The organism is Pseudomonas sp. GT1P32, assembly GCF_054897805.1.
The window spans coordinates 1,727,679-1,752,500 of record NZ_CM142704.1 but is presented as its reverse complement, the minus strand read 5'-3'; the positions used below and the strand labels follow the sequence as shown (position 1 = coordinate 1,752,500).

The following is a 24,822-nucleotide window of genomic DNA, read 5'->3' as shown; positions in this document are numbered from 1 at the left end:
TTGCACCAGAAGTAGCTAGTCTAACCTTCGGGAGGACGGTTACCACGGTGTGATTCATGACTGGGGTGAAGTCGTAACAAGGTAGCCGTAGGGGAACCTGCGGCTGGATCACCTCCTTAATCGACGACATCAGCTGCTCCATAAGTTCCCACACGAATTGCTTGATTCATTGAAGAAGACGAGAGGCCAGCCTTTAAGGTGGTTTGTTTTGTTAGAGTTTAGAAATGAATATTCCAGTGCGAATATTGATTTCTAGTCTTTGGCTAGATCGTTCTTTAAAAATTTGGGTATGTGATAGAAAGATAGACTGGATAGCACTTTCACTGGTGTTTATTCAGGCTAAGGTAAAATTTGTGAGTTTAATCGCGAATTTTCGGCGAATGTCGTCTTCACAGTATAACCAGATTGCTTGGGGTTATATGGTCAAGTGAAGAAGCGCATACGGTGGATGCCTTGGCAGTCAGAGGCGATGAAAGACGTGGTAGCCTGCGAAAAGCTTCGGGGAGTCGGCAAACAGACTTTGATCCGGAGATGTCTGAATGGGGGAACCCACCTAACATAAGTTAGGTATCTTAAGCTGAATACATAGGCTTAAGAAGCGAACCAGGGGAACTGAAACATCTAAGTACCCTGAGGAAAAGAAATCAACCGAGATTCCCTTAGTAGTGGCGAGCGAACGGGGACTAGCCCTTAAGTGGCTTTGAGATTAGCGGAACGCTCTGGAAAGTGCGGCCATAGTGGGTGATAGCCCTGTACGCGAAAATCTCTTAGTCATGAAATCGAGTAGGACGGAGCACGAGAAACTTTGTCTGAATATGGGGGGACCATCCTCCAAGGCTAAATACTACTGACTGACCGATAGTGAACTAGTACCGTGAGGGAAAGGCGAAAAGAACCCCGGAGAGGGGAGTGAAATAGATCCTGAAACCGTATGCGTACAAGCAGTGGGAGCCCACTTTGTTGGGTGACTGCGTACCTTTTGTATAATGGGTCAGCGACTTATTTTCAGTGGCGAGCTTAACCGAATAGGGGAGGCGTAGCGAAAGCGAGTCTTAATAGGGCGTCTAGTCGCTGGGAATAGACCCGAAACCGGGCGATCTATCCATGGGCAGGTTGAAGGTTGGGTAACACTAACTGGAGGACCGAACCGACTACCGTTGAAAAGTTAGCGGATGACCTGTGGATCGGAGTGAAAGGCTAATCAAGCTCGGAGATAGCTGGTTCTCCTCGAAAGCTATTTAGGTAGCGCCTCATGTATCACTGTAGGGGGTAGAGCACTGTTTCGGCTAGGGGGTCATCCCGACTTACCAAACCGATGCAAACTCCGAATACCTACAAGTGCCGAGCATGGGAGACACACGGCGGGTGCTAACGTCCGTCGTGAAAAGGGAAACAACCCAGACCGTCAGCTAAGGTCCCAAAGTTATGGTTAAGTGGGAAACGATGTGGGAAGGCTTAGACAGCTAGGAGGTTGGCTTAGAAGCAGCCACCCTTTAAAGAAAGCGTAATAGCTCACTAGTCGAGTCGGCCTGCGCGGAAGATGTAACGGGGCTCAAACCATACACCGAAGCTACGGGTATCACTTAGGTGATGCGGTAGAGGAGCGTTCTGTAAGCCTGTGAAGGTGAGTTGAGAAGCTTGCTGGAGGTATCAGAAGTGCGAATGCTGACATGAGTAACGACAATGGGTGTGAAAAACACCCACGCCGAAAGACCAAGGTTTCCTGCGCAACGTTAATCGACGCAGGGTTAGTCGGTCCCTAAGGCGAGGCTGAAAAGCGTAGTCGATGGAAAACAGGTTAATATTCCTGTACTTCTGGTTATTGCGATGGAGGGACGGAGAAGGCTAGGCCAGCTTGGCGTTGGTTGTCCAAGTTTAAGGTGGTAGGCTGGAATCTTAGGTAAATCCGGGATTCTAAGGCCGAGAGCTGATGACGAGTGTTCTTTTAGAACACGAAGTGGTTGATGCCATGCTTCCAAGAAAAGCTTCTAAGCTTCAGGTAACCAGGAACCGTACCCCAAACCGACACAGGTGGTTGGGTAGAGAATACCAAGGCGCTTGAGAGAACTCGGGTGAAGGAACTAGGCAAAATGGCACCGTAACTTCGGGAGAAGGTGCGCCGGTGAGGGTGAAGGACTTGCTCCGTAAGCTCATGCCGGTCGAAGATACCAGGCCGCTGCGACTGTTTATTAAAAACACAGCACTCTGCAAACACGAAAGTGGACGTATAGGGTGTGACGCCTGCCCGGTGCCGGAAGGTTAATTGATGGGGTTAGCTAACGCGAAGCTCTTGATCGAAGCCCCGGTAAACGGCGGCCGTAACTATAACGGTCCTAAGGTAGCGAAATTCCTTGTCGGGTAAGTTCCGACCTGCACGAATGGCGTAACGATGGCGGCGCTGTCTCCACCCGAGACTCAGTGAAATTGAAATCGCTGTGAAGATGCAGTGTATCCGCGGCTAGACGGAAAGACCCCGTGAACCTTTACTATAGCTTTGCACTGGACTTTGAATTTGCTTGTGTAGGATAGGTGGGAGGCTTTGAAGCGTGGACGCCAGTTCGCGTGGAGCCAACCTTGAAATACCACCCTGGCAACTTTGAGGTTCTAACTCAGGTCCGTTATCCGGATCGAGGACAGTGTATGGTGGGTAGTTTGACTGGGGCGGTCTCCTCCTAAAGAGTAACGGAGGAGTACGAAGGTGCGCTCAGACCGGTCGGAAATCGGTCGTAGAGTATAAAGGCAAAAGCGCGCTTGACTGCGAGACAGACACGTCGAGCAGGTACGAAAGTAGGTCTTAGTGATCCGGTGGTTCTGTATGGAAGGGCCATCGCTCAACGGATAAAAGGTACTCCGGGGATAACAGGCTGATACCGCCCAAGAGTTCATATCGACGGCGGTGTTTGGCACCTCGATGTCGGCTCATCACATCCTGGGGCTGAAGCCGGTCCCAAGGGTATGGCTGTTCGCCATTTAAAGTGGTACGCGAGCTGGGTTTAGAACGTCGTGAGACAGTTCGGTCCCTATCTGCCGTGGACGTTTGAGATTTGAGAGGGGCTGCTCCTAGTACGAGAGGACCGGAGTGGACGAACCTCTGGTGTTCCGGTTGTCACGCCAGTGGCATTGCCGGGTAGCTATGTTCGGAATAGATAACCGCTGAAAGCATCTAAGCGGGAAACTAGCCTCAAGATGAGATCTCACTGGGACCTTGAGTCCCCTGAAGGGCCGTCGAAGACTACGACGTTGATAGGTTGGGTGTGTAAGCGCTGTGAGGCGTTGAGCTAACCAATACTAATTGCCCGTGAGGCTTGACCATATAACACCCAAGCAATTTGACTACTCGAAAGAGCATCAGATTGCGGTGTGTGAAGACGCAATGAACCGAAAGTTCGAGAGCAACACACAAACTATCGCATACCCAATTCGCTGGAACGTCGCAAGACGCGTCAGCTCAAGAATTTCTTGACGACCATAGAGCATTGGAACCACCTGATCCCATCCCGAACTCAGCAGTGAAACGATGCATCGCCGATGGTAGTGTGGGGTTTCCCCATGTGAGAGTAGGTCATCGTCAAGATTAAATTCCGAAACCCCAATTGCGAAAGCAGTTGGGGTTTTGTTTTGTCCGCAGGAAAGTGGCGTAAAGAAATTTAGGGATACGCAAAAGCTTTGCAGGTTGTCGATCAATTATGGCCCACTGTTCGCGCTGCTTCCGTCCCTGGAGGTCACAATGCCGCCCATCATCACGCGCCTGGTGGCGCTGTTTGTTCTTTGTCTGACGCTTGAAGTGCCAGCCCAGCCCGGCGCCTGCCCAGCTGGCGAGAAACAAGTTTGCCTGGATGGCTGCATCTGCCTGCCAGACCTGGGACAGGTGCTCGGCCCCGTGCCTGATGGTGTCTACCAGCTCGCTGCACCTGCCTTGGCGCTGTGGCTGACCCAGGCCCACGCTGAAGTAGTCAACACCAGCATCCAGCCCATCCCACCGCACATCCGCGAGCAACTGCTGCGTTGGTACGCCCCCGGTGTCCTCGATGCCGCGGGCTATAAAGTCAGCGACAACGGTCAGTTCAGTGCCGCCACTGCCATGCTGCAAAACCCCGATGTCGGAGCCGTGACGCTGATCGACATCATTCTCTTCCGGGACGCTCAAGACGCAGAACAGGATGTCGCGCTCTGGGCTCACGAACTCAAGCATGTGCAGCAGTTTCAGGAGTGGGGAGTTGATGGATTTACCCAGCGGTATACACAGGATTTCAATGCGGTGGAGGCGCCGGCTTATGCCATACAAGCCGAGGTCAGGCGGTTTGTGCGGGGAGGGGCTGACTGAAAGGTAGCGTTCATGAGGCGTCAGCACGTCATCAATGACTTCCCCGCTGTACAAACGTAGTCTTGTCGATTCGCTTCCCAAGACAAGAAAAAAACAGGAGTCATGAATGCAACCGATCCGTCTCGGTCTGGTGGGCTACGGCAAGATTGCCCAGGATCAACACGTTCCAGCGATCAACGCCAACCCCGCGTTCCAGCTGGTCGCTGTCGCAACGCAAGGGAAACCCTGTGCCGGGGTAGAGAACTTTCAGTCCCTGGGAGAGCTGCTCGAAAACGGCCCGCCTGTGGATGCGATTGCGTTTTGCACACCGCCGCAAGGACGTTTCGCGCTGGTGCAACAAGCGCTGGCTGCAGGCAAACACGTACTGGTCGAAAAACCTCCGTGCGCCACGTTGGGCGAAGCGATGGCGTTGGTGCATCAGGTTGCAGAGCAAGGCGTCAGCGGTCTGTTCGCCTGGCATTCACGCTACGCGCCCGGCATTGAAGCGGCTCGTGACTGGTTGGCCACCCGCACCCTGCAAAGCGTACAGATCGACTGGAAGGAAGACGTGCGCAAGTGGCACCCCGGCCAGACATGGATCTGGCAACCCGGCGGCCTGGGCGTCTTCGATCCCGGCATCAATGCCTTGTCGATTGCAACTCATCTGCTGCCACTGTCGCTGTTTGTCGAGTCCGCCGAGCTGCGCGTCCCTGACAACTGCCAGTCGCCTATCGCCGCGTCCATCAAAATGTCCGACGCGCGCCACCTCGATGTCCGTGCGGAGTTCGATTTCGACCACGGCCATGATGAGCTCTGGAGCATCGAGATTCGCTGCGCCGAAGGCATCCTGCGACTGGACAACGGCGGTGCACTGTTGAGTATCGACGGCGTGCGCCAGGCCGTATCGGAGGAGGGCGAGTACGCGGCGGTGTATCGACATTTTCAACAGCTGATTGGCGACAAGGCCAGTGATCTGGATCTCCAGCCGCTGCGACTGGTTGCAGACAGCTTTTTTGTCGGCAGTCGGACGTTGGTTGAGCCGTTCTACGATTAGCGACGGCTCAGGAATGACGCTGTTCATCTGAGCGCCAATTCAATTGGTGACCAACAGCTCCGGGCCGAGGTAGTCGTTGATGTGGTCGATGTCGTCGTCGCCCAGGCTGCCCACCGAAGAGGCCAGGCGCAGACGTGACATCAAGTAGCGCAGCTTCGCTTCGAACAGGTCGTGGCGCGCAACGAAGAGCAGCTCTTCGGCATTGAGGACGTCCGAGTTGGTGCTGGTGCCTCCTTCCTTGAAACCCTTGCGTGTCGACATCAGTGAACGTTCGTTGGACTCTACGGCCCGCTCCAGGGCGTGAATACGTTTGGCGCCGCTCTGTACGCCGGCATATTCGCGGGTGGTGCCGGAGATGACTTCCTGTCGCGTGGCGTCGAGTTCGTCCAGGGCCTTGGAACTATTGGAACTGGCCTGGCGTGCCAGCGCGCTCGTGCCGCCACCGTTGTACAGCGGGAAATTGACTTCCAGCCCGATTGAGCCGTAACGGTTGCGTTGATTCAGCTCGGAGATGGATTGGCTCTCGCCTGCGGTGTAGCCGGCAACGAAATCCAGTGTCGGCCAGTGGCCCGCCTTGACGCGCTTCACTTCTTCTTCAGCAAGGTCGCTGCTATGACGGCGCGCATGGATCAGCGGACTGTCGGTCTGAGCCTTGACCAACCAGTCCTGCAGGTTGCTGGGCAGCAGCGGTGGCGTATCGAAAGTCGGACGCAAAGTGGTCAGCGAATCGGGGGTTTCTCCGATGTACTCCTCAAGCTTGCGGCGCGCATTGATCATGTTGTCCTGCGCTTCGATCAGCTCGGCATCGGCGAGGTCGCGGCGAGCGACCGACTCGTCGATGTCGGTGACGGTGCCGGCCCCCAGCTCCATGCGCCGTTTCGCCGAAGCGAGTTGCTCCTCGAAGGCGTTCAGCTTGGACTTGGCGAGGACGATGGTTTCGCTGGCCAACAGCACGTCGAAATAGCTTTCGGCGAGGCGCACCGCGGCGTCCTGGCTCTTGGCATCGAACACCGCGACGCTGTAGTCGGCACGCTGTTTACCCTGGCGGTACTCGGCCATTTTCTGTTTGTTGAACAGCGGCTGACGCAAACGCACGTTGGCGCCCTTGGAGTCGTAGTCGAGATCCCTGTCGATGCCGCTCTGGCGCTGGGTGCCATTGACCTTGTTGTCGTAGGCCGAGGCACTGATCTGCGGCAGCAGACCGGCCTGGCCGATGGCGCGGTTTTCCAGGCCGGCCTCCTTTTCATGCACGGCGGCGCGATAGATGGGGCCTTGGTACTGCAACAGATCCCACGCTTGTTTGAGGTCAATGGCGCTGGCAGGCAGAGACAGCGATATCAGGCAGGCGAACAGGCAATGACGGTCCATTTCATTGTTCCTTGAAAGAGCTGTCAACACGATCGAGCATTGGTTTCAGAAGATAGCTCATCATGTTGCGCTCGCCAGTTTTGATGGTGACGCTGGCGGGCATGCCGGGACGAATGTGATTGCTGCCAAGCAGGTTCATGCCATCGGGCGTGACTTCTACCTGAGCCAGATAGAACGGTTGCTTGCTTTCCTCGTCCATCAGGCGGTCGGCGGAAATCGTCTTCACGCGGCCGGGGATGTTGGGCGTCTGGGCATGGTTGAAGGCCGGGAAGGCAATGTCCACGGCCAGGCCGGGGACCATCTTGTCGATGGCCTGCACGGGAATCATCGCGTCGACCTGCAGCGGCTCGTTGTCCGGAACGATTTCCATGATCTTGAAGCCGGGCTGGATGATCCCGCCGACAGTCGCAATGCTCAGGGACTGGACCATGCCATCGATGGGCGATCGAATCACCGTGTGGGTCACTTCATAGTCCAGCGCACGCAAGCGGTCGGCCAGGGTGGTGTTTTCCTTGGCTGTGTCGGTGAGCTGCGATTCGACTTCCTTCAGGTAATCGTGCTGGCGCTGCAGGATGCGCAGCTTGATTTCGGTGGTCTGGCTGCGCACGCGAGCGATGTTGTTGAGGTTCTCGGCCTGGCCGGCGGAGAGGTCGGCATTGCTGCGTTCCAGCTCCAGCAGGCGGTTGCGCGGCACATAGCCTTCGGCCGCCAGCACGCGGGTGCCTTTCAGTTCCTGGTTGAGGAAGTTGATCTGCGAGGCGCGGGCGCCATAGACCTGTTGCAGGCCCTTGAGCTGCACCGCCGACGCTGCGAGGTTTTCCTGCAGGATGCTGATTTCGCCAGCGAGGCCGGCGCGCCGCGTGTCCAGCAGGCGTTGTTGCAGATCCATGGCAGCCAGCAGGCGGTGGTCATTCCCGAAGCGCTGGAACAATTCGGGATCGAAGTTCACTACGTCGCGGTCGTCACGTTCCGCCTCCAGGCGGTTTTCCACGGTCTTGCTGACGATGTACTGAGCGCTGACCGCACCCTGTTCGGAAAGGGCGCGCAGCGAATCGAGGCGGACCACCTCCTGGCCTTTTTTCACGGAATCGCCTTCGCGGACAAGAATGGCCTCCACGGTGCCGCCGCTCAGGTGCTGCACGGCTTTGCGATTACTGGTGACTTTTACCGTGCCTGTCGCTACCACGCCGGCATCCAGCGGTGCCAGCCACGACCACAGGAGGAAGCCGCCGAAGCCGGCGAGTACCAGCCACAGGCCCCTGCGCACAGGTTTGGCGACGTCCAGATCTACATCGTTCCTGGGATCGACGTGAATCATCTCGGTGTGTTGGCTCATTTGCATGATCGGTCACTCCCGCGTTTTGACGGAGGCCAGCGGAGTCGACGCGCCTGCAGGCATCACACTGGCCTTGCGCAGCGCTGCGAATACTTCGTCGCGGGTGCCGAGCATCTGCACGCCGCCATCACGCAGCATCAACACCTTGTCGACGGCGCAGAGCACATTGGGACGGTGGGAAATCAGAATGACGGTGGCGCCACGGTCTTTGAGTTGGGCCAGCGCATCGACCAGCGCCTTTTCACCGACGTCGTCGAGGTTGGCGTTCGGCTCATCGAGCACAATCAGATTGGGGTCTCCATACAGCGCGCGGGCCAAGGCGATGCGTTGCTTCTGGCCACCGGAAAGCGGGCTGCCATCGGTGCCCAGGCGGGTCTCATAACCTTGCGCAAAACGCAGGATCATCTCGTGCACGCCCGTCGTTCTGGCGGCGCGGATGACCGCGTCGCTGTCCACTTCGCCAAAGCGCGCAATGTTGTCGGCGATGGTGCCTTCGAACAGCTCCACATCCTGTGGCAGGTAGCCGAGCCAGGGGCCAAGTTCGCCCTTGTTCCAGGTGAATATGTCCGCGCCGTCGAGGCGTACCTTGCCGGCCTGTGCCGGCCAGACGCCGACCAGCAGGCGGGCGAGGGTGGATTTGCCCGAGGCGGATGGGCCGATAATGCCAAGGCTTTCGCCGGGGGAAAGGTTGAAGCTCACCCCGCGCAGAATCGTGTTGTTGGTGCCGGGGGAGCCGGCGTACACATTCTCCACCGCCAGCATGCCCAGCGGCCGTTGCAGCGACATGCTCGGTGGCCGGCGCGGATAGTCGTTGAGCATTTCATTCAACCGGCCCCAGGCCGAACGGCAGCCAAGCAGTTGCTTCCACGACGCGATGACTTGTTCCACCGGGCCCAGCGCGCGGCCGGTAAGGATCGAGCAGGCAATCATCATCCCGGGGGTGATCTTGCCTTCGATCGCCAGCAGCGCACCGGCACCGAGGATCAGCGATTGCAAGGTGATACGCACGAAGCGCCCGGTGCTGCTGATCAGGGCCGCACGGTCTGAGGCCAGGGTCTGCATTTCCAGAATGCGCAAATGGCTTTGGTACCAGCGCTTGCCGATTGACGGCAACATGCCCATGGCCTCGATGACCTCGGCGTTGCGCAGGTTGTTGTTGGCGTAGGTGGCGGAGGAGAGGGCGGCCTGATTGGCTTCGGCCAGCGGCTTTTGCGTCGCCTTCTCGGTGAGGTAAGCCAGGCCCATCAGAATCAGCGAGCCAATGAGCGTGACCAGTCCGAGCAGCGGGTGGATCAGGTAGGCGACCAGCAGGTAGATCGGTGTCCATGGCGCATCAAAGAACGCGAACAGGCTATTGCCGGTGAGAAATTGACGCACCTGCGCGAGATCCTGCAGGGCCTGGGCCGGATTGCCTCCGGCGCGGTTCAGGTTGCGCTCGAATGCGGCGGTGAAAATGCGTCGATTGAGGTCCATGTCGAGGCAGTTGCCGACCCGGATCAGTACGCGGGTGCGGAACATTTCGAGCGTGGACATCAGCAAGAACAGGCCTATCACCAGGATGGTCAACATCGTCAACGTTGTGACGTTGCGACTGACCAAGGCTCGATCATAGACCTGCAACATGTAAACGGCTGGCGTCAACATCATGACGTTAATCACGCCGCTGAAACCCGCCAGTGAGTAAAAACTGCGACGAAGTCGGAAGAGAGCGTCGGCCAGTTCGGATCGAGAGTTCGACTGCTTGTGCATTTGGCTGACCCCCTCTTCAAAAAGCCGTTTGCCCTTGCGGAGCAGCAGCTAACAGATTTAGTCCCACGGGTAGCCGTCGATACTTAGGTTCGCTCTCGGGCGAATCCCATGCTGATTTCTGCGTTGCTCCCGTAGTCAGCAGCGTAGGTGGCGGTGAAACAATCTGAAATAACATTTCGCTCTAATGGTGCATCAAACTTCCTATAAGTCTATTAAAAACAGCTAGTTGAGAGGTTTGGCACCGGTCGTCCGGTTTGTCCGTCGTAAAATTGACAATTTTTTGCTATCCAACTTTAGTCTTACTCATTGACGACAACCGTCCGCCTGAAGTCTGTCAACTCTTTGGCAGCGAAAAGCGCGGTGGTTCTCCGAAGGAGCACAGCATGTCGATCACGTCGTTCTACTGCAGAGGGAAGGGGCTGTTCAGCAAGTTCGCCTTGACCTCAAGTTTCCATGGCCCGCCAAGGGCCCGGGCTCGCTCTGCCTGATCGCTCAGCGAGCCATTCTTTCGCGAGTTCCGCGAATTCCAGGCGCGCATACCGGGGGCCGTATAACGGCTTGCCTTCCCGTGTCAGCTCTCGCCAAAAAAATGAACCAACACACTGCGCAAGCCAGCACCTGACTGGGCGCGGGAGGATTCTTGTCGTCCCGTGCCCTTCACCAAAGAGATCGAGGGCAAGCAAAATGGCCAATTTCAACAAGTCCGACCTGGAGTTCATCCTCAAACAAATTTTCATCGCAGAAGCGCATGCCAGCGGTGCCAGCCTCAGTGATTTGCTACCCAACAGTCAGGTGCCTTTCGGCCTGCGCACTGTCGATGGCAGCTACAACAACTTGGTCACCGGGCAAAGTGAGTTTGGCGCCGCGGACAATGCTTTCCCGCGCCTGCTGGATCCCTCGTTTCTGGCGTCATACTCCGCGTCAGGGACGGTGATCGACCCGCAGCCACGGATTATCAGTAACCTGATCGTTGATCAGACCGCCAACAACCCGGCCGCGGTAGCGGCGAACGGCGGTGCCGACCCGGTCATCAGCCCAGGTCCCGACGGTGTCTTCGGTACGGATGACGACAAGCAAGTGTTCTTCATCCCTAACCAGTCGGCGGACGCCGGCCTGACTGCGGGCTTCAACTCGTGGATGACTTTCTTCGGCCAGTTCTTCGACCACGGCCTCGACCTGGTCAGCAAGAGCGCTACCGATTTCGTGTTTATTCCGTTGCAGCCGGACGATCCGTTGTTCGTGCCGGGCAGTCCGACCAACTTCATGGTGCTGCCACGTGCCATACATACGGCCGGCGCGGACGGAATTCTTGGCACGACGGACGATGGGCAGCCCAACACCACCTCGCCGTTCGTAGACCAGAGCCAGACTTACAGCTCACACCCTTCGCATCAGGTATTTCTGCGCGAGTACGTCGTCAACGCGGCAGGTGACCCTATTGCAACAGGGCGCTTGATTACCAATCGCGATCTGGGCGCCGATGGCAAGTTCGGCACTGCCGATGATGGCGGCGCCGAAAATGGCGGCATGGCGACCTGGGCAGTGGTAAAGGCCCAGGCCCGTGACATTCTCGGCATCAACCTGACCGACGCCGATGTGCACAACGTGCCGCTGCTGGCGACCGACGCTTATGGCAACTTCATCCGTGGCCCGGGCGGTATGCCGCAAGTGGTGATGCGCATCAGCAACGGCGCTGACGGTATCGCCGGTACGGCGGATGACATCACGCAGCTGGTCGAAGGCAACCGGGATGCTCCGATCAGCCTGGCCAACGCCGTGAGCACCGGGCATGGCTTCCTCGACGACATCGCCCACAATGCCGCGCCGGTCCTCGTCGGCGGGGTTTTGCAGGCGGATGGTGACACCGATATCGGCAATGCGCAGCCAGTGGGCGCGGGTGGCAACAACCTGACCTACGACAACGAACTGCTCGACGCCCACTACATTGCCGGCGATGGCCGGGCGAATGAAAACATCGGCCTGACCACTGTGCACCATGTGTTCCATTCCGAGCACAACCGCCTGGTCCAGCAATCCAAGGAAACCATCCTGGCTTCTGGCGATCTGGCGTTCCTCAATGAGTGGCTGGCAAACGACGTCGCGGCAATACCGACTACTCCCGCTGAAATTGCAGGATTGGTGTGGGATGGCGAACGGCTGTTCCAGGCTGCCAAGTTCGGCACCGAGATGCAGTATCAGCACCTGGTGTTCGAGGAATTTGCGCGGACCGTTCAGCCGCAGGTCGACGAGTTCCTTGCCCCCAACGGCTATGACACCTCGATCAACCCGGCCATCCTCGCCGAGTTCGCCCACGTGGTGTATCGCTTCGGTCACTCGATGTTGACCGAGACAGTCGATCGCTTCGACCCCGAGTTCAATCCGGTCCTCTCTGACCCGAACAACCCTGACGCGCAGCTCGGTCTGATCGCGGCCTTCCTCAATCCGCTGGCATTCGCCGGCAGCGGGGCTACCGCGGACGAAGCGGCAGGTGCGATCATTCGCGGCGTGACCCGTCAGCTCGGCAACGAGATCGACGAGTTCGTCACCGAAGCGTTGCGCAACAATCTGCTGGGTCTGCCCCTCGATTTGCCGGCCCTGAACCTGGCGCGTGGTCGCGACACTGGCATCCCTACATTGAATGAGGCGCGGCGTGAGTTTTACCAGGCAACCGGCGACAGCCAACTCAAGCCGTACATCAGTTGGGCTGACTTGGCGGAAAACCTCAAACACCCCGAATCCTTGGTCAACTTCATCGCGGCCTTCGGTACTCACGGTGCATTGACTGCGGCCGATGTGGATACGCTGGTCGAGATGCGTGCGGTCGCTGCTGCCCTGGTGTTTGGCGGCAGCGCGGTGATCAACGCCGGCACTGCCGGTGAGCGTACTTTTACCGCCACTGAAGCGGATCGCCTGGCATTCCTTAACAGCACGGGCACCTACGCCATGATCAATGGCGTCACCACCACCGGCGTCGACGACATCGACTTCTGGGTCGGCGGCCTCGCCGAAGAGAAGATGCCGTTCGGCGGTATGCTCGGCTCGACGTTTAACTTCGTGTTTGAAACCCAGTTGGAGGCGTTGCAGAACGGCGACCGTTTCTACTACCTGTCGCGTACGGCGGGCCTGAACTTCGGCACCGAGCTTGAGAACAACTCCTTCGCCAAGCTGATCATGCTCAACACCGATGTCACCCACCTGTCGAACACCGTGTTCCTGACGCCGACATTCACTCTCGAAGTGACCCAGGCCAATCAGTTCACTGGCCTTGGCGCCGGCGGTCGCGCCGACCCGACGGGCGGCATCATGATCAACGGCGTGGAAATCGTGCCGCTGGTGATCCGCGACAATCCCGACACCGTGGGCACGGACAGTAATTTTCTGCATTACACCGGTGAAGATCATGTCGTCCTCGGCGGCACCGCCGGCAATGACATCATCATCTCCGGTGACGGCGATGACACCGTTTACGGCGACGGCGGCAACGATGTCCTCGAAGGCGGCGCCGGGAACGATGCGGTTCTGGGCGGCGCGGGCGATGACATCATCACCGACTTGTTCGGCGATAACCGCCTGGAAGGCAATGCCGGTAACGATGTGATCGTGGCCGGCAGGATGTCGGTTTTGGGCAACCTGATCCTTGGCGGCGATGGCCAGGACTTCATCGTCACCACCGAGGACATCACCACGACCTTCGGCGGTCAGGGTGACGACTTCATCCTCGGCGCCAAGACCAACCTGCCACCGACCGGCAACGAAGGCGATGACTGGATCGAGAAGGGCACCCAGGACGGTGCGCCTGGCGATAACGCTGCGCCGTTGCTCACTGACGATGTGGTCGGCAACGACATCTTTGTCGGTGGCGGTGGCTTCGACGAAATGATCGGCGAGGGTGGCGATGACATCTTTGTCGGCAGCGATGCCCAGGACAAGATGGACGGCATGTCCGGGTTCGACTGGGTGACCTACAAAAATGACCAGGTCGGCGTGACCGTCGACCTGTCCCTGGCCGCGCTGGCGCAGCCACATGGCAACGCGCCAAACCAGAACACCGGGGTGTTCAATCCGGTGGGCGCTTCGCCGGCCTCGATTCTTGACCGCTTCGCAGAAGTGGAAGGCCTGTCCGGTTCGAAGTTCGGCGACATACTCAAAGGCGATGATGTTGATGCGGTCACTATCGTCAACCACGGTGGTGCCACAGGCAGTGCGCTGACCAACGTGGCGTTGATCCGTGGACTGGAGCAGTTCCTGTCCGATGCCGGCTTGCCGACCACTGGCTTTGCCACGGGCAACATCATCCTCGGTGGCAATGGCAGTGACTTGATCGAGGGTCGCGGTGGCGATGATCTGATCGATGGCGACAAATGGATCAACGTCAGAATTGCAGTTTATGCCCCTGGCGATGTCAACCATACCGGCCCCGAGATCGCCAGCTTCGACAGCATGGTCGACATGATTCCGTTCATGCTGGACCGCACGTATAACCCTGGCCAGCTCAAGGCCGTGCGGGAAATCCTGCCCGGCACCTCGACGGGCGGGGCGGCGTTCGACACCGCGATTTTCTCCGGGCTTCAGTCCGAGTACACGGTGACCCAGGACACCCGTGGCACGGCCAGCCTGGCGGACGATGTCTGGACGGTTGCGGATACCGTTGCGGGTCGCGACGGCACCGATACCCTGCTGCATATCGAGCGTCTGCAATTCGCCGACACCCAGCGGGTGCTGGTACCGGGGCAGAACGCACAACCGACGGGCAGGCCGACTGTCACGGATGGCAACGGCGGCGACATTACAGTGGGCGACACACTGACCGTGAGCATGGCCGGGGTGCGCGATGCCAACAACATCACCGTGGGTAACCTGCAGGGTCTCGTCAACAACACTTCGGTTTCCTACTATTGGCAGTTCGAAGCCAACCCCGGCACCGGTGTGTTCGAAGACATCATCCTGTTGCCTGCGGGTGACCTGGCGTTCCAGAGTGCCGATGGCACTTCCTTCAAGGTCTCTCCGGATCTTGCCGGGCTGTCACTGCGGGTCAAGGCGATCTACCAGGATGGCCATGGCACGACAGAAGTGGTGTTCTCGCAACCAACCGCCGTGGTGGTTCCCGGCGCACCGGTCGTGCCGACGGCACCGACACCGGTAGTCAATGCCACCGAGGGTGGCCCGGGCCTTAATATGGTCCGCTCCGACCTCAACTTCATCCTTGATCAGATCAAGATTGCCGAGGCTGACGCGCATGGTCAGGACATCCTTTCGCTGATCCCGAACATCCGCGCGCCACTGGGCCTGCGTGCGGTCGATGGCTCGAACAACAACCTGATGAACCTCAACGGCATCAATAACACCGAGTTTGGTGCTGCGGATAACACCTTCCCGCGTTTGACCGATCCGGTCTTCAATCCGGCGGAAGGTGCTCCTGCCGGGTTCTTTGGCCCCGGTTCACCGGCCATCCCAGGATCGTCGTATCAGCAGACCAGCGGCAATGTGTTTGACTCGCAGCCGCGCACGATCAGTAATCTGATCGTGGACCAGACGTCGCACAACCCTGCGGCCTACGCCACGGCTTACGACCCGGGTGCGGACGGTGTGCTCAACTTCGGCACGGCGGGTAACGACGACGTCCTCAAGGATGGGGTGCGGATAGTCACCAGTCCGGGCATGGACGGCCAGTTCGGTACGGCCGATGATAAAGACGTGTACATGTTTGAGAACACCGCGCCGGATGCAGGGTTGTCCGCGCCGTTCAACTCGTGGATGACCTTCTTCGGGCAGTTCTTCGATCATGGTCTGGACCTGGTCACCAAAGGCGGGTCGGGGACCGTTTTCATCCCGCTGCAACCGGATGATCCGCTGTATGTACCAGGCGGCAACGCTAACTTCATGGTGCTGACCCGCGCGACCAACCAGCCAGGTGCGGATGGTATTCTCGGCACGGCCGACGACATCCATGAGCACTCCAACACCACCACGCCGTTCGTGGATCAAAACCAGACCTACAGCTCGCACCCATCGCATCAGGTGTTCCTGCGCGGGTATTTGCTGACCGATGACGGACCCATCGCTACGGGCCGGCTGATCACCAACCGTGACCTTGGGACGGATGGCAAGTACGGTACCTCAGACGACAGCGAAATCGGTGGCATGGCCACCTGGAAAGTGGTCAAGGCGCAAGCCAACGACATTCTGGGTATCCACCTGACCGATGCCGACGTCGATAACGCCCCGCTGTTGGCGACCGATGCCTATGGCAATTTCATCAAGGGGCCGAACGGCTTCCCGATGGTCGTGATGAAAGGCGCTGACGGTCTTGGCGGCACGGCGGATGACGTGCTTGTCGAAGGCAATCCGCTTTCCCCGATTAGCCTGACCAATGCTGTGCGTACCGGTCACCAGTTCCTCGTCGACATTGCCCACAATGCCGCGCCGGTGTTCATCGGTGGCGTGCTTGCGCCTGACGTGGGTACCGAGATTGGCAACGCCGTGCCGGTCAATCCGCAGACCGGGGCCAACCTGGCTTACGACAACGAGTTGCTGGATGCGCACTACATCGCTGGCGACGGTCGGGTCAACGAAAACATCGGCCTGACGGCGGTGCATGCGATCTTCCACTCCGAGCACAACCGGCTGGTTGCGCAAACCAAAGACACCGTGCTCGATTCGGGTGACGTGGCTTTCCTGAACGAGTGGCTGCTCAATCCAGTGAGCGCGTTGCCGGTCAATCAGGCGGAGATCGATGCGCTGGTGTGGAATGGCGAGCGCTTGTTCCAAGCGGCCAAGTTCGGCACCGAGATGCAGTATCAGCATCTGGTGTTCGAGGAATTTGCCCGGACCATCCAGCCTAACGTCGATCTGTTTTTCGCACCGACCCAGGTCTATGACGTGGACCTCGATGCCTCGATCGTCGCCGAGTTCGCCCACACCGTGTACCGGTTTGGCCACTCGATGCTGACCGAGACTGTCGATCGCTTCGACGTTGATTTCAACGTGGTGGGCGATCCCAACAGTGCTGATCCCGATCAGCAAATGGGCTTGATCGCGGCGTTCCTCAACCCATTGGCGTACGCCGCCAGCGGTGTGACGCCAGAGGAGGCGACCAGTGCGATCGTGCGGGGGGTGACTCGGCAAGCCGGTAACGAAATCGACGAGTTCGTCACCGAGGCGCTGCGTAACAACCTGCTAGGCCTGCCACTTGACCTGCCGGCGCTCAATATTGCCCGTGGGCGCGACGTGGGCATTCCCTCGTTCAACGCGGTGCGCCGCGAAATCTACAGCCAGACGGGTGATGCCATCCTCAAACCGTACACCAGCTGGGTCGATCTGGTGCAGCACCTCAAGCATCCGGAGTCGTTGATCAACTTCATCGCGGCTTATGGCACGCATGGAACGATCACCGCGGCGACCACGATGGAAGGCAAGCGCGATGCAGCCATGGCGCTGGTATTCGGTGGCGCGGGGGCACCGATTGATCGCCTGGACTTCCTCAACGGTACCGGTGACTGGACCAACGTAACGCGGGCCGGCAAGGATGGAGTGCTGGGAACTGCCGACGACCTGAAGGGTGTGACTATCACGGGGGTCGATGCCATCGACCTGTGGATCGGCGGCCTGGCTGAAGCGAAAACGCCGTTCGGCGGCATGCTCGGCTCGACCTTCAACTTCGTGTTCGAGAACCAGCTGGAAAAACTGCAGGACGGCGACCGCTTCTACTACCTGGAACGTACCGCTGGCCTGTCGATGAATGCCGAGCTTGAAAGCAACTCGTTCGCCAAGCTGATCATGGCCAACACCTCGGCCACGCACTTGCCGGGCCTGGTGTTCTCGGACCCTGCGTTCTATCTGGAAAGGGACCAGAGCAAGCAGTACAACGATGGCCTGGGCAACGCCGATCCGCTTGGCGAAAACGGCGAGAAGGTGGTGTTCCGCGACAATCCGCTGACCGCGGGGCCGGACGCCAACTACGTCAAATACACCGGTGATGAGCACATCGTGATGGGCGGCACCAATGGTGCAGACATTCTCATCGCGGGTGGTGGTGATGACACGGTCTGGGGCGATGCGGGCAATGATCGCATTGAAGGTGGTAACGGCAACGACCAACTGCGCGGTGGCACCGGCGACGACATCATCACCGACCTCGGCGGTGACGATAACATCCAGGGTGGCGACGGCAACGACGTGCTGCACGGAGGTAATGGCGTCAACCTGATCATCGGCGGGTTCGGCAATGACTTCATCGTGACCGGTGAGGATGCTTCCGAAGCCATTGGTGGCCAGGGTAATGACTTCATCCTGGGCAGCAAGGCCAACGAACAGGACATGGGTAACGAAGGCGACGACTGGATCGAGAAGGGCACTTCGGACGGTGCACCTGGCGACAACTTCGACCCGCTTGGTAACGACCCTATCATCGGCCACGACGTGTTCATCGGCGGTAACGAGAACGATAAGTTCAACGGCGAAGGCGGCGATGACATCATGGTCGGCAGTCTCGGTATGGGTGACCGCTACATCGGCGGCTCCGGCTACGACTGGGCAACCTTCAAGGGGCTCGCCCAAGGCGTGACCATCGATTACACGGACCGTTTCTTCGATGTTCCGCCAGTACCGGGTTCGGGTGCTTCGGCACTGGTGCGTTTCGACATCATGGAAGGTCTGTCGGGTTCGTCGCACGGTGACTTCCTGCGCGGTGATAACGAAGACGCCACATCACTGCCCACTGCGGGTGCAACCGGCAGTGTGCTGACCCACATCGACCTGATCAATGGCCTGGCTGCTCTGCTACCTGCGGGAGCGACGTTCTTCGATGGTGGCAACATCATCCTCGGCGGTAGCGGCAGCGACCTGATTGAAGGTCGCGGCGGTGACGACATCCTCGATGGTGACAAGTGGCTGAACGTACGCATCAGCGTACGGGCGAACGCTGACGGCACTGGCCCGGAAATCGCCACGTTCGACAGCATGGAGCCGATGGTGCCGCTGATGCTCAACGGTACTTACAACCCAGGCCAGTTGGTCATCGTTCGGGAAATTCTGAACGGCGATAACAGCTTCGATACGGCGTTGTTCTCCGGCAATTTGGGGGAATACGGTATCGAGATCGATGGCAACACGGTCATTGTGACCGACTCGGTGGCTGGGCGTGATGGCGTCGATCGCCTGACGGGCATAGAGCGTCTGCAGTTTGCTGACGTTGCGGTATCGTCCGGAGTCGGCACCGCGCAAAACAGCGACCCATCGGGTCATCTGGCAATCCTCGATGCGGGTACCGGTGTGCGTGAAGATACGCCTGTCGCCGGCCAGTTGTTGCGCGTCAGTGGTTCGGCGGTACACGACGCAGACAACCAGAGTGCGACCAATCCGACCGGCGCGGTAACCGGTGGGGTAGCTTACTACTGGCAGGTCGAAACCATTCCCGGTACGGGCGTCTATGAAGACATCACCTTCATCGCCGCTGGCGAGGTCGCTCGGGCGACTGGCAGCACCTTCCGGGTGGGACCCGATGAGGCGGGTCTGAACATCCGCGTCCGGGCGGTGTACCAGGATGCCAAGGGTACGCTGGAGATTGTCGATTCCTCCGGGAACAGTGCACCGACCGACGGGGCGACCGTTACCGGGCTTGCCGTGCAGAACCAGCTGTTGACCGCCGACACGTCGACCATCGTCGACGCCGATGGTCTGAGCAGCAATCCGCAGTTCACCTACCAGTGGCAGGCGAACGACGGGCTTGGCTTCGTCAATATCGCCGGCGCTACCGGTAGCACGTTCGCGCTTGGTCAGGCTCAGGTCGACAAGGAAGTGCGCGTGGTGATCGGTTACGTGGATAACTTCGGTGTGGCCGAAAGCGTTTCGTCCAACATCCTGGGGCCGGTGGCAAACGTCAACGATGCACCGACAGGCGCGTTGCTGATCAGCGACACGACACCGGACCAAGGGCAGGTGTTGACCGCGCTGACGGGCGGGATTGCCGATGTGGACGGGCTGGGCACCTTCAGCTACCAATGGCAGCAAGGTATCGGTGCCTCCTTCACCAACATCAACGGCGCGACCGCCTCAACCTTCACCCCAGGTGTGGCGCAGGGCAACCTGCAACTGCGGGTGATCGTGCGCTACACCGACGGCTTCGGCACGCTGGAGTCGCTGACCTCTGCGGCAACGGCAGCGGTTGCGGTACTGAGTGGCGTGGTGCTGCAGGGTAACGCACAGGCGAACACCCTTACCGGCGGCGCCGGTAACGATGTGCTGCTTGGCCTGGGCGGGAACGATACGTTGAATGGCCTGGCCGGTATCGACCAGCTGTTTGGCGGCACTGGCAACGACATCCTCAACGGCGGAGACGACAACGACATCCTCAATGGCGAGGACGGTAATGACACCCTCAACGGCGGGCTCGGCGCGGATGCCATGAACGGCGGTGCCGGCAACGACACCTTTGTGGTCGACAACGTCGGTGACCTTGTCACCGAGGCGCTGGGTGGTGGTATCGATCTGGTGCAAACCAGCCTCACGAGCTACCAGCTCGGTGCCAACGTCGAGAACCTGACCTATACCGGTGCCGGTAACTTCACCGGTGTCGGTAACGCACTGGCCAACACTATCACTGGCGGGGTGGGTAACGATCTCCTCGATGGCGGTGCGGGTGCTGACCGGATGGTGGGGGGCGCGGGCAACGATACCTACATCGTCGATGCAGCCACAGACGTGGTGGTCGAGGTAGGGGGTGGCGGTACGGACACCGTGCAGACTTCGTTGGCTACCTACACGCTGGGCGGTAATGTCGAGAACCTGACCTACACCGGAGTCGGCAATTTCGCCGGCAACGGCAACGGGTTGAACAACGTCATCACCGCCGGGGCGGGTAACGACACCCTCAATGGTGGCGGCGGCAACGACATCCTCACCGGCAACGGTGGTAACGACACACTGAATGGCGACGCCGGTAACGACCAACTGTTCGGTGGCATTGGCACCGATACCCTGAACGGCGGCAATGGCGATGACACCCTCGACGGAGGTGACGGGGCGGATACATTGAATGGCGGGGCAGGCAGCGACACACTGCTCGGCGGGCTGGGTGATGACAGCCTGGATGGCGGTACCGGCAGCGATCTGCTCCAGGGCGGCGATGGCAATGACACGCTGCTCGGTGGAGACGCTAACGACACCTTGCTGGGTGGTATCGGCAATGACTTTATCGATGGCGGTGCAGGCAACGATACGGTCACGGGTGGTGCCGGCAACGACATGATGGTTGCCAGCAATGGCAACGATATCTTCATGTTCGCAGCGGGCTTCGGGGTCGATCAGATCATTGGCTTCGATGCCATCGCGGGAGGAGGGCAGGACCGCCTCGATATCTCCGCGATGAACATCACGGCTGCGACCTTTGCCGGCAGCGTCACCATCGCCGATGTCGGTGCGGATACCCTGGTCAGCTTCGCTGGTGCTGACTCCATCCGCCTGGTCGGTGTGGCCGATGCGACAACCGTCACTGCCACGGACTTCATTCTCGCCACTTGAGGTACTGATCACCACGTTTGAAAAAAAGCGTGGAAAGCGGAAGGGAGGGCAGCGATGCCCTCCCTTTTTTTATGAGAAGCGCCTGGCCGTTTGTTCAACTGACAATGTGTGAACCTACCTGGCACGTCGGTCTGTCAGACAGTGGGAAACACTCAATCAACAAATGACCTGGGAATGGGGAATGGGGAGTGGGGGAGTGGGGGGGTGGGGGAACCAGGCCTGAACATTTCAGCGAACTGCGCGATGAGCAGCCTGTTGGTTTCGCTTGCCGCTTCTGCTATCGGGGGTATTCCCGACTTCAACCGGGACTTCACCCGATCCGCAACACAAACAACGCTTAACTGCTGAACCAGCTGAAGAGACTCCAGAATGCCCCTATGGCAAAGATGAAAAGCATGAGTGCCAACGTGCGGATTAGCGGCTCACTTCGCATGAAGGTAACTCCTCAGAAGGGTTGTGCAGCACAGGTGGAAATCTGTTATCCAGTGATAACAACTTCAAACTTTCAATTAATACGCTAGTGAACGCACAGCATTCTCTGTGCCAAAAACTTAACAGCCAATAATTCCCTGCTGGCGACGCAACTTGATTCCCTGGCCAATGAAAGTTGGCACAGGATTCGGGTAATACAGCCCGTTTATGGGGGATTTCTCTCATCGTGGGGGGAGATATTGCCGGGAGCTTTCAGTGGGGGGGCTCTGAATGCGCCGCTCTCCGACTAGGGGCGCGTAGGTGAAGTAGAGGCAAGCGTCAGCGGATAGGGACCGAATTCACCTGGCGAGCCAGGCTTACTCACTGGCTCGCTGCAGCAAAGCTGGTTTGCTTCAGAGCTTGCGTAGCGGTTAGAAGAGCTTCTAAAGCCTGCAGATCTTCATCAAACGACTTGAACCATTTGTCAGGCGTACAAGCCATACCCTGCCGCGATGAGCAGTGGAGAAACCAGCAGCGTTGCCCAGAACCCCGATTTTGGAACAGCAATGACGCAAATGATCGAGATCATCAGCACATAGATGCCGACTATTTTAAGTAGCGCGAGATCCCCAACGGCTACGGCGTGAATCGCTGTGTGCCCTGCGAGCATAAAAAGCGGACCCAGCAGGGTAAACCAGAGGGCGGTACGCCGATCTTCGTGGGCTCTGAACTGGTCAATGAAGCCCGCGTCTAATGCGGCGGCGAATGCTGTTTTGAACTTGAAAATACCTAACGGAATATGGAGGACGCCCAAGGCGAACAGGGTCCATGCGACGATGTTGGACATATCGTTAATGCTCCGTAACGGTAAGGTTGGATAAAAGAAAAGGGCGGATTAATTTTTGCGTAATCAATCCGTCCCCTTTTGACCTCGCAGTTAATAACATCGTCCTCATTAGTTGCGAGGTGGCTGCGACAGAAACTCTGCTATCAGCGAAGTAACCTGCTGCTGGATCAAATCCCGTGAGCGAGTGCCATCGCCATCCCGGCAAATGATGCCATCGCCTGGTACTTCTTCTTCGAGCATCGCTTCTGCGCCAGGTTTGCACACTGACAAGAAGCTGAAATGGCTTGCGTCGCTGATTTCGACGTAACGGCTTGACGCCGGAGGCAGGCGTTTGGCCAGGTTGGCAGACTCCAGCTCAGCGGGAAGATCGTGCGACGGTACGCCGGCAGCGATCACCAGCGTTGGTACCGGCAGCGCGGCCAGGCTTTCATCGGTCATGCCCCGTGAAAGGCCCAGGTCCAGTGTGACCACCGCCGTGACACGTTCATCGCGCAAATCGGCGGCCAACGCGGTCTTTGATTCTGAGGTGCTGGCGGGATTCATCTTTCCATAGACGGCGCAACTTGCTAACTGCGGGTGGGCTTTGCAGTCTTGAGCGAAGCGGTCTGGATCGAAACGAGCACCGGCGATCTCCAGGGCGGTCCAGCCGCCGAGTGAATGGCCCACTACTGCAATTAGGTCATTGGCGACCAAGCCGAATTTTTCAGGTTGAGCCGTGACCCCATCGATGGCGCGGCTCACATCAACGGGCCGTTGCCCTAACTGCGCTGCTGCTTGAGGGCTACGGTCATGAGTGGTGCTGCCAGGGTGATTGATTGCAGCGACAATGTAACCCCTGTGAGCCAGAGCACTGGCAAGCCAGATCTGGTTGCTCCAGTTTCCCCTGTACCCGTGGGAGAGCACCAATAGTGGATGCTTACCAGCAGCGGGCGGCGCGTCACGAACGGCAGAAGCCCCGACGAACACCACATCGTCGCCAATCAATTGCGTGGCTGCGGTAGTTGCACTGGGGTACCAGACGACCATTTCCAGTGTACGGTCATTGTGCGCGTCCGCCAGTGTGGAAGAGTGGAAGCCGACAGGGTTCTCGCCAGCGAGCGCGATAGTCGTCAGGCAGGTCAATAACAGGGCGCTAAAAGCTATTTTCAATGTCGTTTCTTCCTTGATTGGACAAGTACATGGCAACCGGAGCCCGCCGTCGGGCGCATCCATCTTCGTACGGAGTCGAAGCTCATGGGGTTGCCTATAAGCACGGACATTAAAGCCCACATTCGAACCGCCGCGCACAACTTTCATCATTAACGCTGTTCGCGGTCTTTAGTGAGAAGGCTGAACGTCAACGTTTGGCCGATTGCTCTCAGCCGAGCAGGGTAGAAATTGCCCGATAGCTGTCCGGCTGAATCCTCTCACATGCAATCGCGACTAGAATTCCACTGCCGACACTTCTAAAACCAGGCCAGATTTAAAACCTGTAGCGCCAGGTTTCGAACGTTGTTTCGGCCTATGGGATACCGGTATGACAAACCCGCAAAATAAAACCGAATCCGACGAGGATTTAGGTCAGATGGTCATAGGGCGAGGGCCCTGCACCTATCTGTTGCTGCTCTTACTAGGTTTGATCCTCCTGTTTCCCTTTCTTGAGGAAGGTATATTTGCCCGCACGTTGCTCGGCATTCTGTTTTCAATCGTGCTGCTCGTGGGCGCTTTCGCCACCCGGCAGACTCGGTGGGGGTTCATCCTCAAACTGGGCCTGGCGTTGCTTGGGGTTGGCCTTCAATGGACGGCGTTGTGGGTTGGGAGTATCGCGATTCTTAATCTTGCAGGGATAGCTTATGCGGCATCTCTTGCAGTCTCGTTCACCGGAGTGCTTCGCTATATTCTCCAACGCGGGCCGATTACGGCCGACAAGCTGCATGGCGCGCTTGCGGGTTACATTCTGCTGGCCTTCGTCTGGTCCTTCGTCTATGCCTTGCTCGAGATATCCAGCGCTGGCTCATTCGGCCCAAACCACCTCGACTTTGGACAGCCCGGCACGTTCTTCAAACTGATCTATTTCAGCCTCACGACGCTCACGACCACCGGTTACGGTGATGTTCTCCCGTTGACCAACCATGCCCGCTCACTTGTGATGGTCGAAGAATTTTCAGGCGTCTTTTATGTGGGGGTTGTGATAGCGCGGCTTGCCGGTCTGTATCCGTCTAATCAAACCAAGTGACTCTCCACCGCAAGTAATGCTG

9 protein-coding genes and 3 rRNA genes (1 of these 12 cut by a window edge) are annotated in these 24,822 nt (G+C 58.4%); 7 read left to right on the top strand and 5 right to left on the bottom strand.

The genetic code is table 11. The features are described 5' to 3' along the window. From ACYZUC_RS07885 to ACYZUC_RS07865, 5 genes are all read left to right on the top strand, one after another. Positions 1–119, top strand: a 16S ribosomal RNA gene (locus ACYZUC_RS07885); it begins 1,418 nt to the left of the window's first position. 302 nt (positions 120–421) lie between these two features. Then, positions 422–3,313 (top strand): 23S ribosomal RNA (locus tag ACYZUC_RS07880). 145 nt (positions 3,314–3,458) lie between these two features. After that, positions 3,459–3,574 (top strand): 5S ribosomal RNA (gene rrf, locus ACYZUC_RS07875). The 16S, 23S and 5S rRNA genes sit together here, the layout of an rRNA operon. A 153-nt stretch (positions 3,575–3,727) precedes the next feature. Further along, entirely contained in the window at positions 3,728–4,324 is a 597-nt protein-coding gene (locus ACYZUC_RS07870) for an eCIS core domain-containing protein (protein WP_461994848.1), read from the top strand. Positions 4,325–4,430: 106 nt separating this feature from the next. Further along, a complete protein-coding gene (locus ACYZUC_RS07865; RefSeq protein WP_461994845.1) occupies positions 4,431–5,357 on the top strand; it encodes a Gfo/Idh/MocA family protein in 927 nt (308 codons plus the stop codon). Between the two features lie 39 nt (positions 5,358–5,396). Here ACYZUC_RS07865 and ACYZUC_RS07860 read toward each other — a convergent pair whose 3' ends face one another. The 3 genes from ACYZUC_RS07860 to ACYZUC_RS07850 are packed head-to-tail and all read right to left on the bottom strand — an operon-like array spanning position 5,397 to position 9,810. Next, the gene (locus tag ACYZUC_RS07860) at positions 5,397–6,725 is read right to left on the bottom strand and encodes a TolC family outer membrane protein (protein WP_461994843.1); all 1,329 of its coding nucleotides are present in this window, start codon (positions 6,723–6,725) and stop codon (positions 5,397–5,399) included. Position 6,726: 1 nt separating this feature from the next. Beyond that, entirely contained in the window at positions 6,727–8,067 is a 1,341-nt protein-coding gene (locus ACYZUC_RS07855) for an HlyD family type I secretion periplasmic adaptor subunit (RefSeq protein WP_461994842.1), read from the bottom strand. Between the two features lie 6 nt (positions 8,068–8,073). After that, positions 8,074–9,810 carry a type I secretion system permease/ATPase gene (locus tag ACYZUC_RS07850; protein WP_461994840.1) on the bottom strand — a complete coding sequence of 579 codons (1,737 nt, stop codon included), beginning with the start codon at positions 9,808–9,810 and terminating at the stop codon, positions 8,074–8,076. 684 nt (positions 9,811–10,494) lie between these two features. Between ACYZUC_RS07850 and ACYZUC_RS07845 the strand changes: the two genes are divergently transcribed. Next, the gene (locus tag ACYZUC_RS07845; RefSeq protein WP_461994838.1) at positions 10,495–21,327 is read left to right on the top strand and encodes a peroxidase family protein; all 10,833 of its coding nucleotides are present in this window, start codon (positions 10,495–10,497) and stop codon (positions 21,325–21,327) included. 895 nt (positions 21,328–22,222) lie between these two features. Here ACYZUC_RS07845 and ACYZUC_RS07840 read toward each other — a convergent pair. Together ACYZUC_RS07840 and ACYZUC_RS07835 are read right to left on the bottom strand one after the other, a co-directional pair. Next, positions 22,223–22,585 (bottom strand): DUF6463 family protein, encoded by a 363-nt coding sequence (locus ACYZUC_RS07840; RefSeq protein ID WP_461994836.1) that lies wholly within the window; start codon positions 22,583–22,585, stop codon positions 22,223–22,225. Between the two features lie 108 nt (positions 22,586–22,693). Further along, complete coding sequence (locus tag ACYZUC_RS07835) at positions 22,694–23,734, bottom strand: alpha/beta hydrolase family protein (RefSeq protein WP_461996681.1); 1,041 nt, start codon at positions 23,732–23,734, stop codon at positions 22,694–22,696. A gap of 367 nt (positions 23,735–24,101) precedes the next feature. Here ACYZUC_RS07835 and ACYZUC_RS07830 point away from each other — a divergent pair, with 367 nt between their 5' ends. Beyond that, positions 24,102–24,800, top strand: coding sequence for an ion channel (locus ACYZUC_RS07830; RefSeq protein WP_461994834.1), 699 nt, complete (start codon positions 24,102–24,104; stop codon positions 24,798–24,800). Positions 24,801–24,822: the final 22 nt, after the last annotated feature.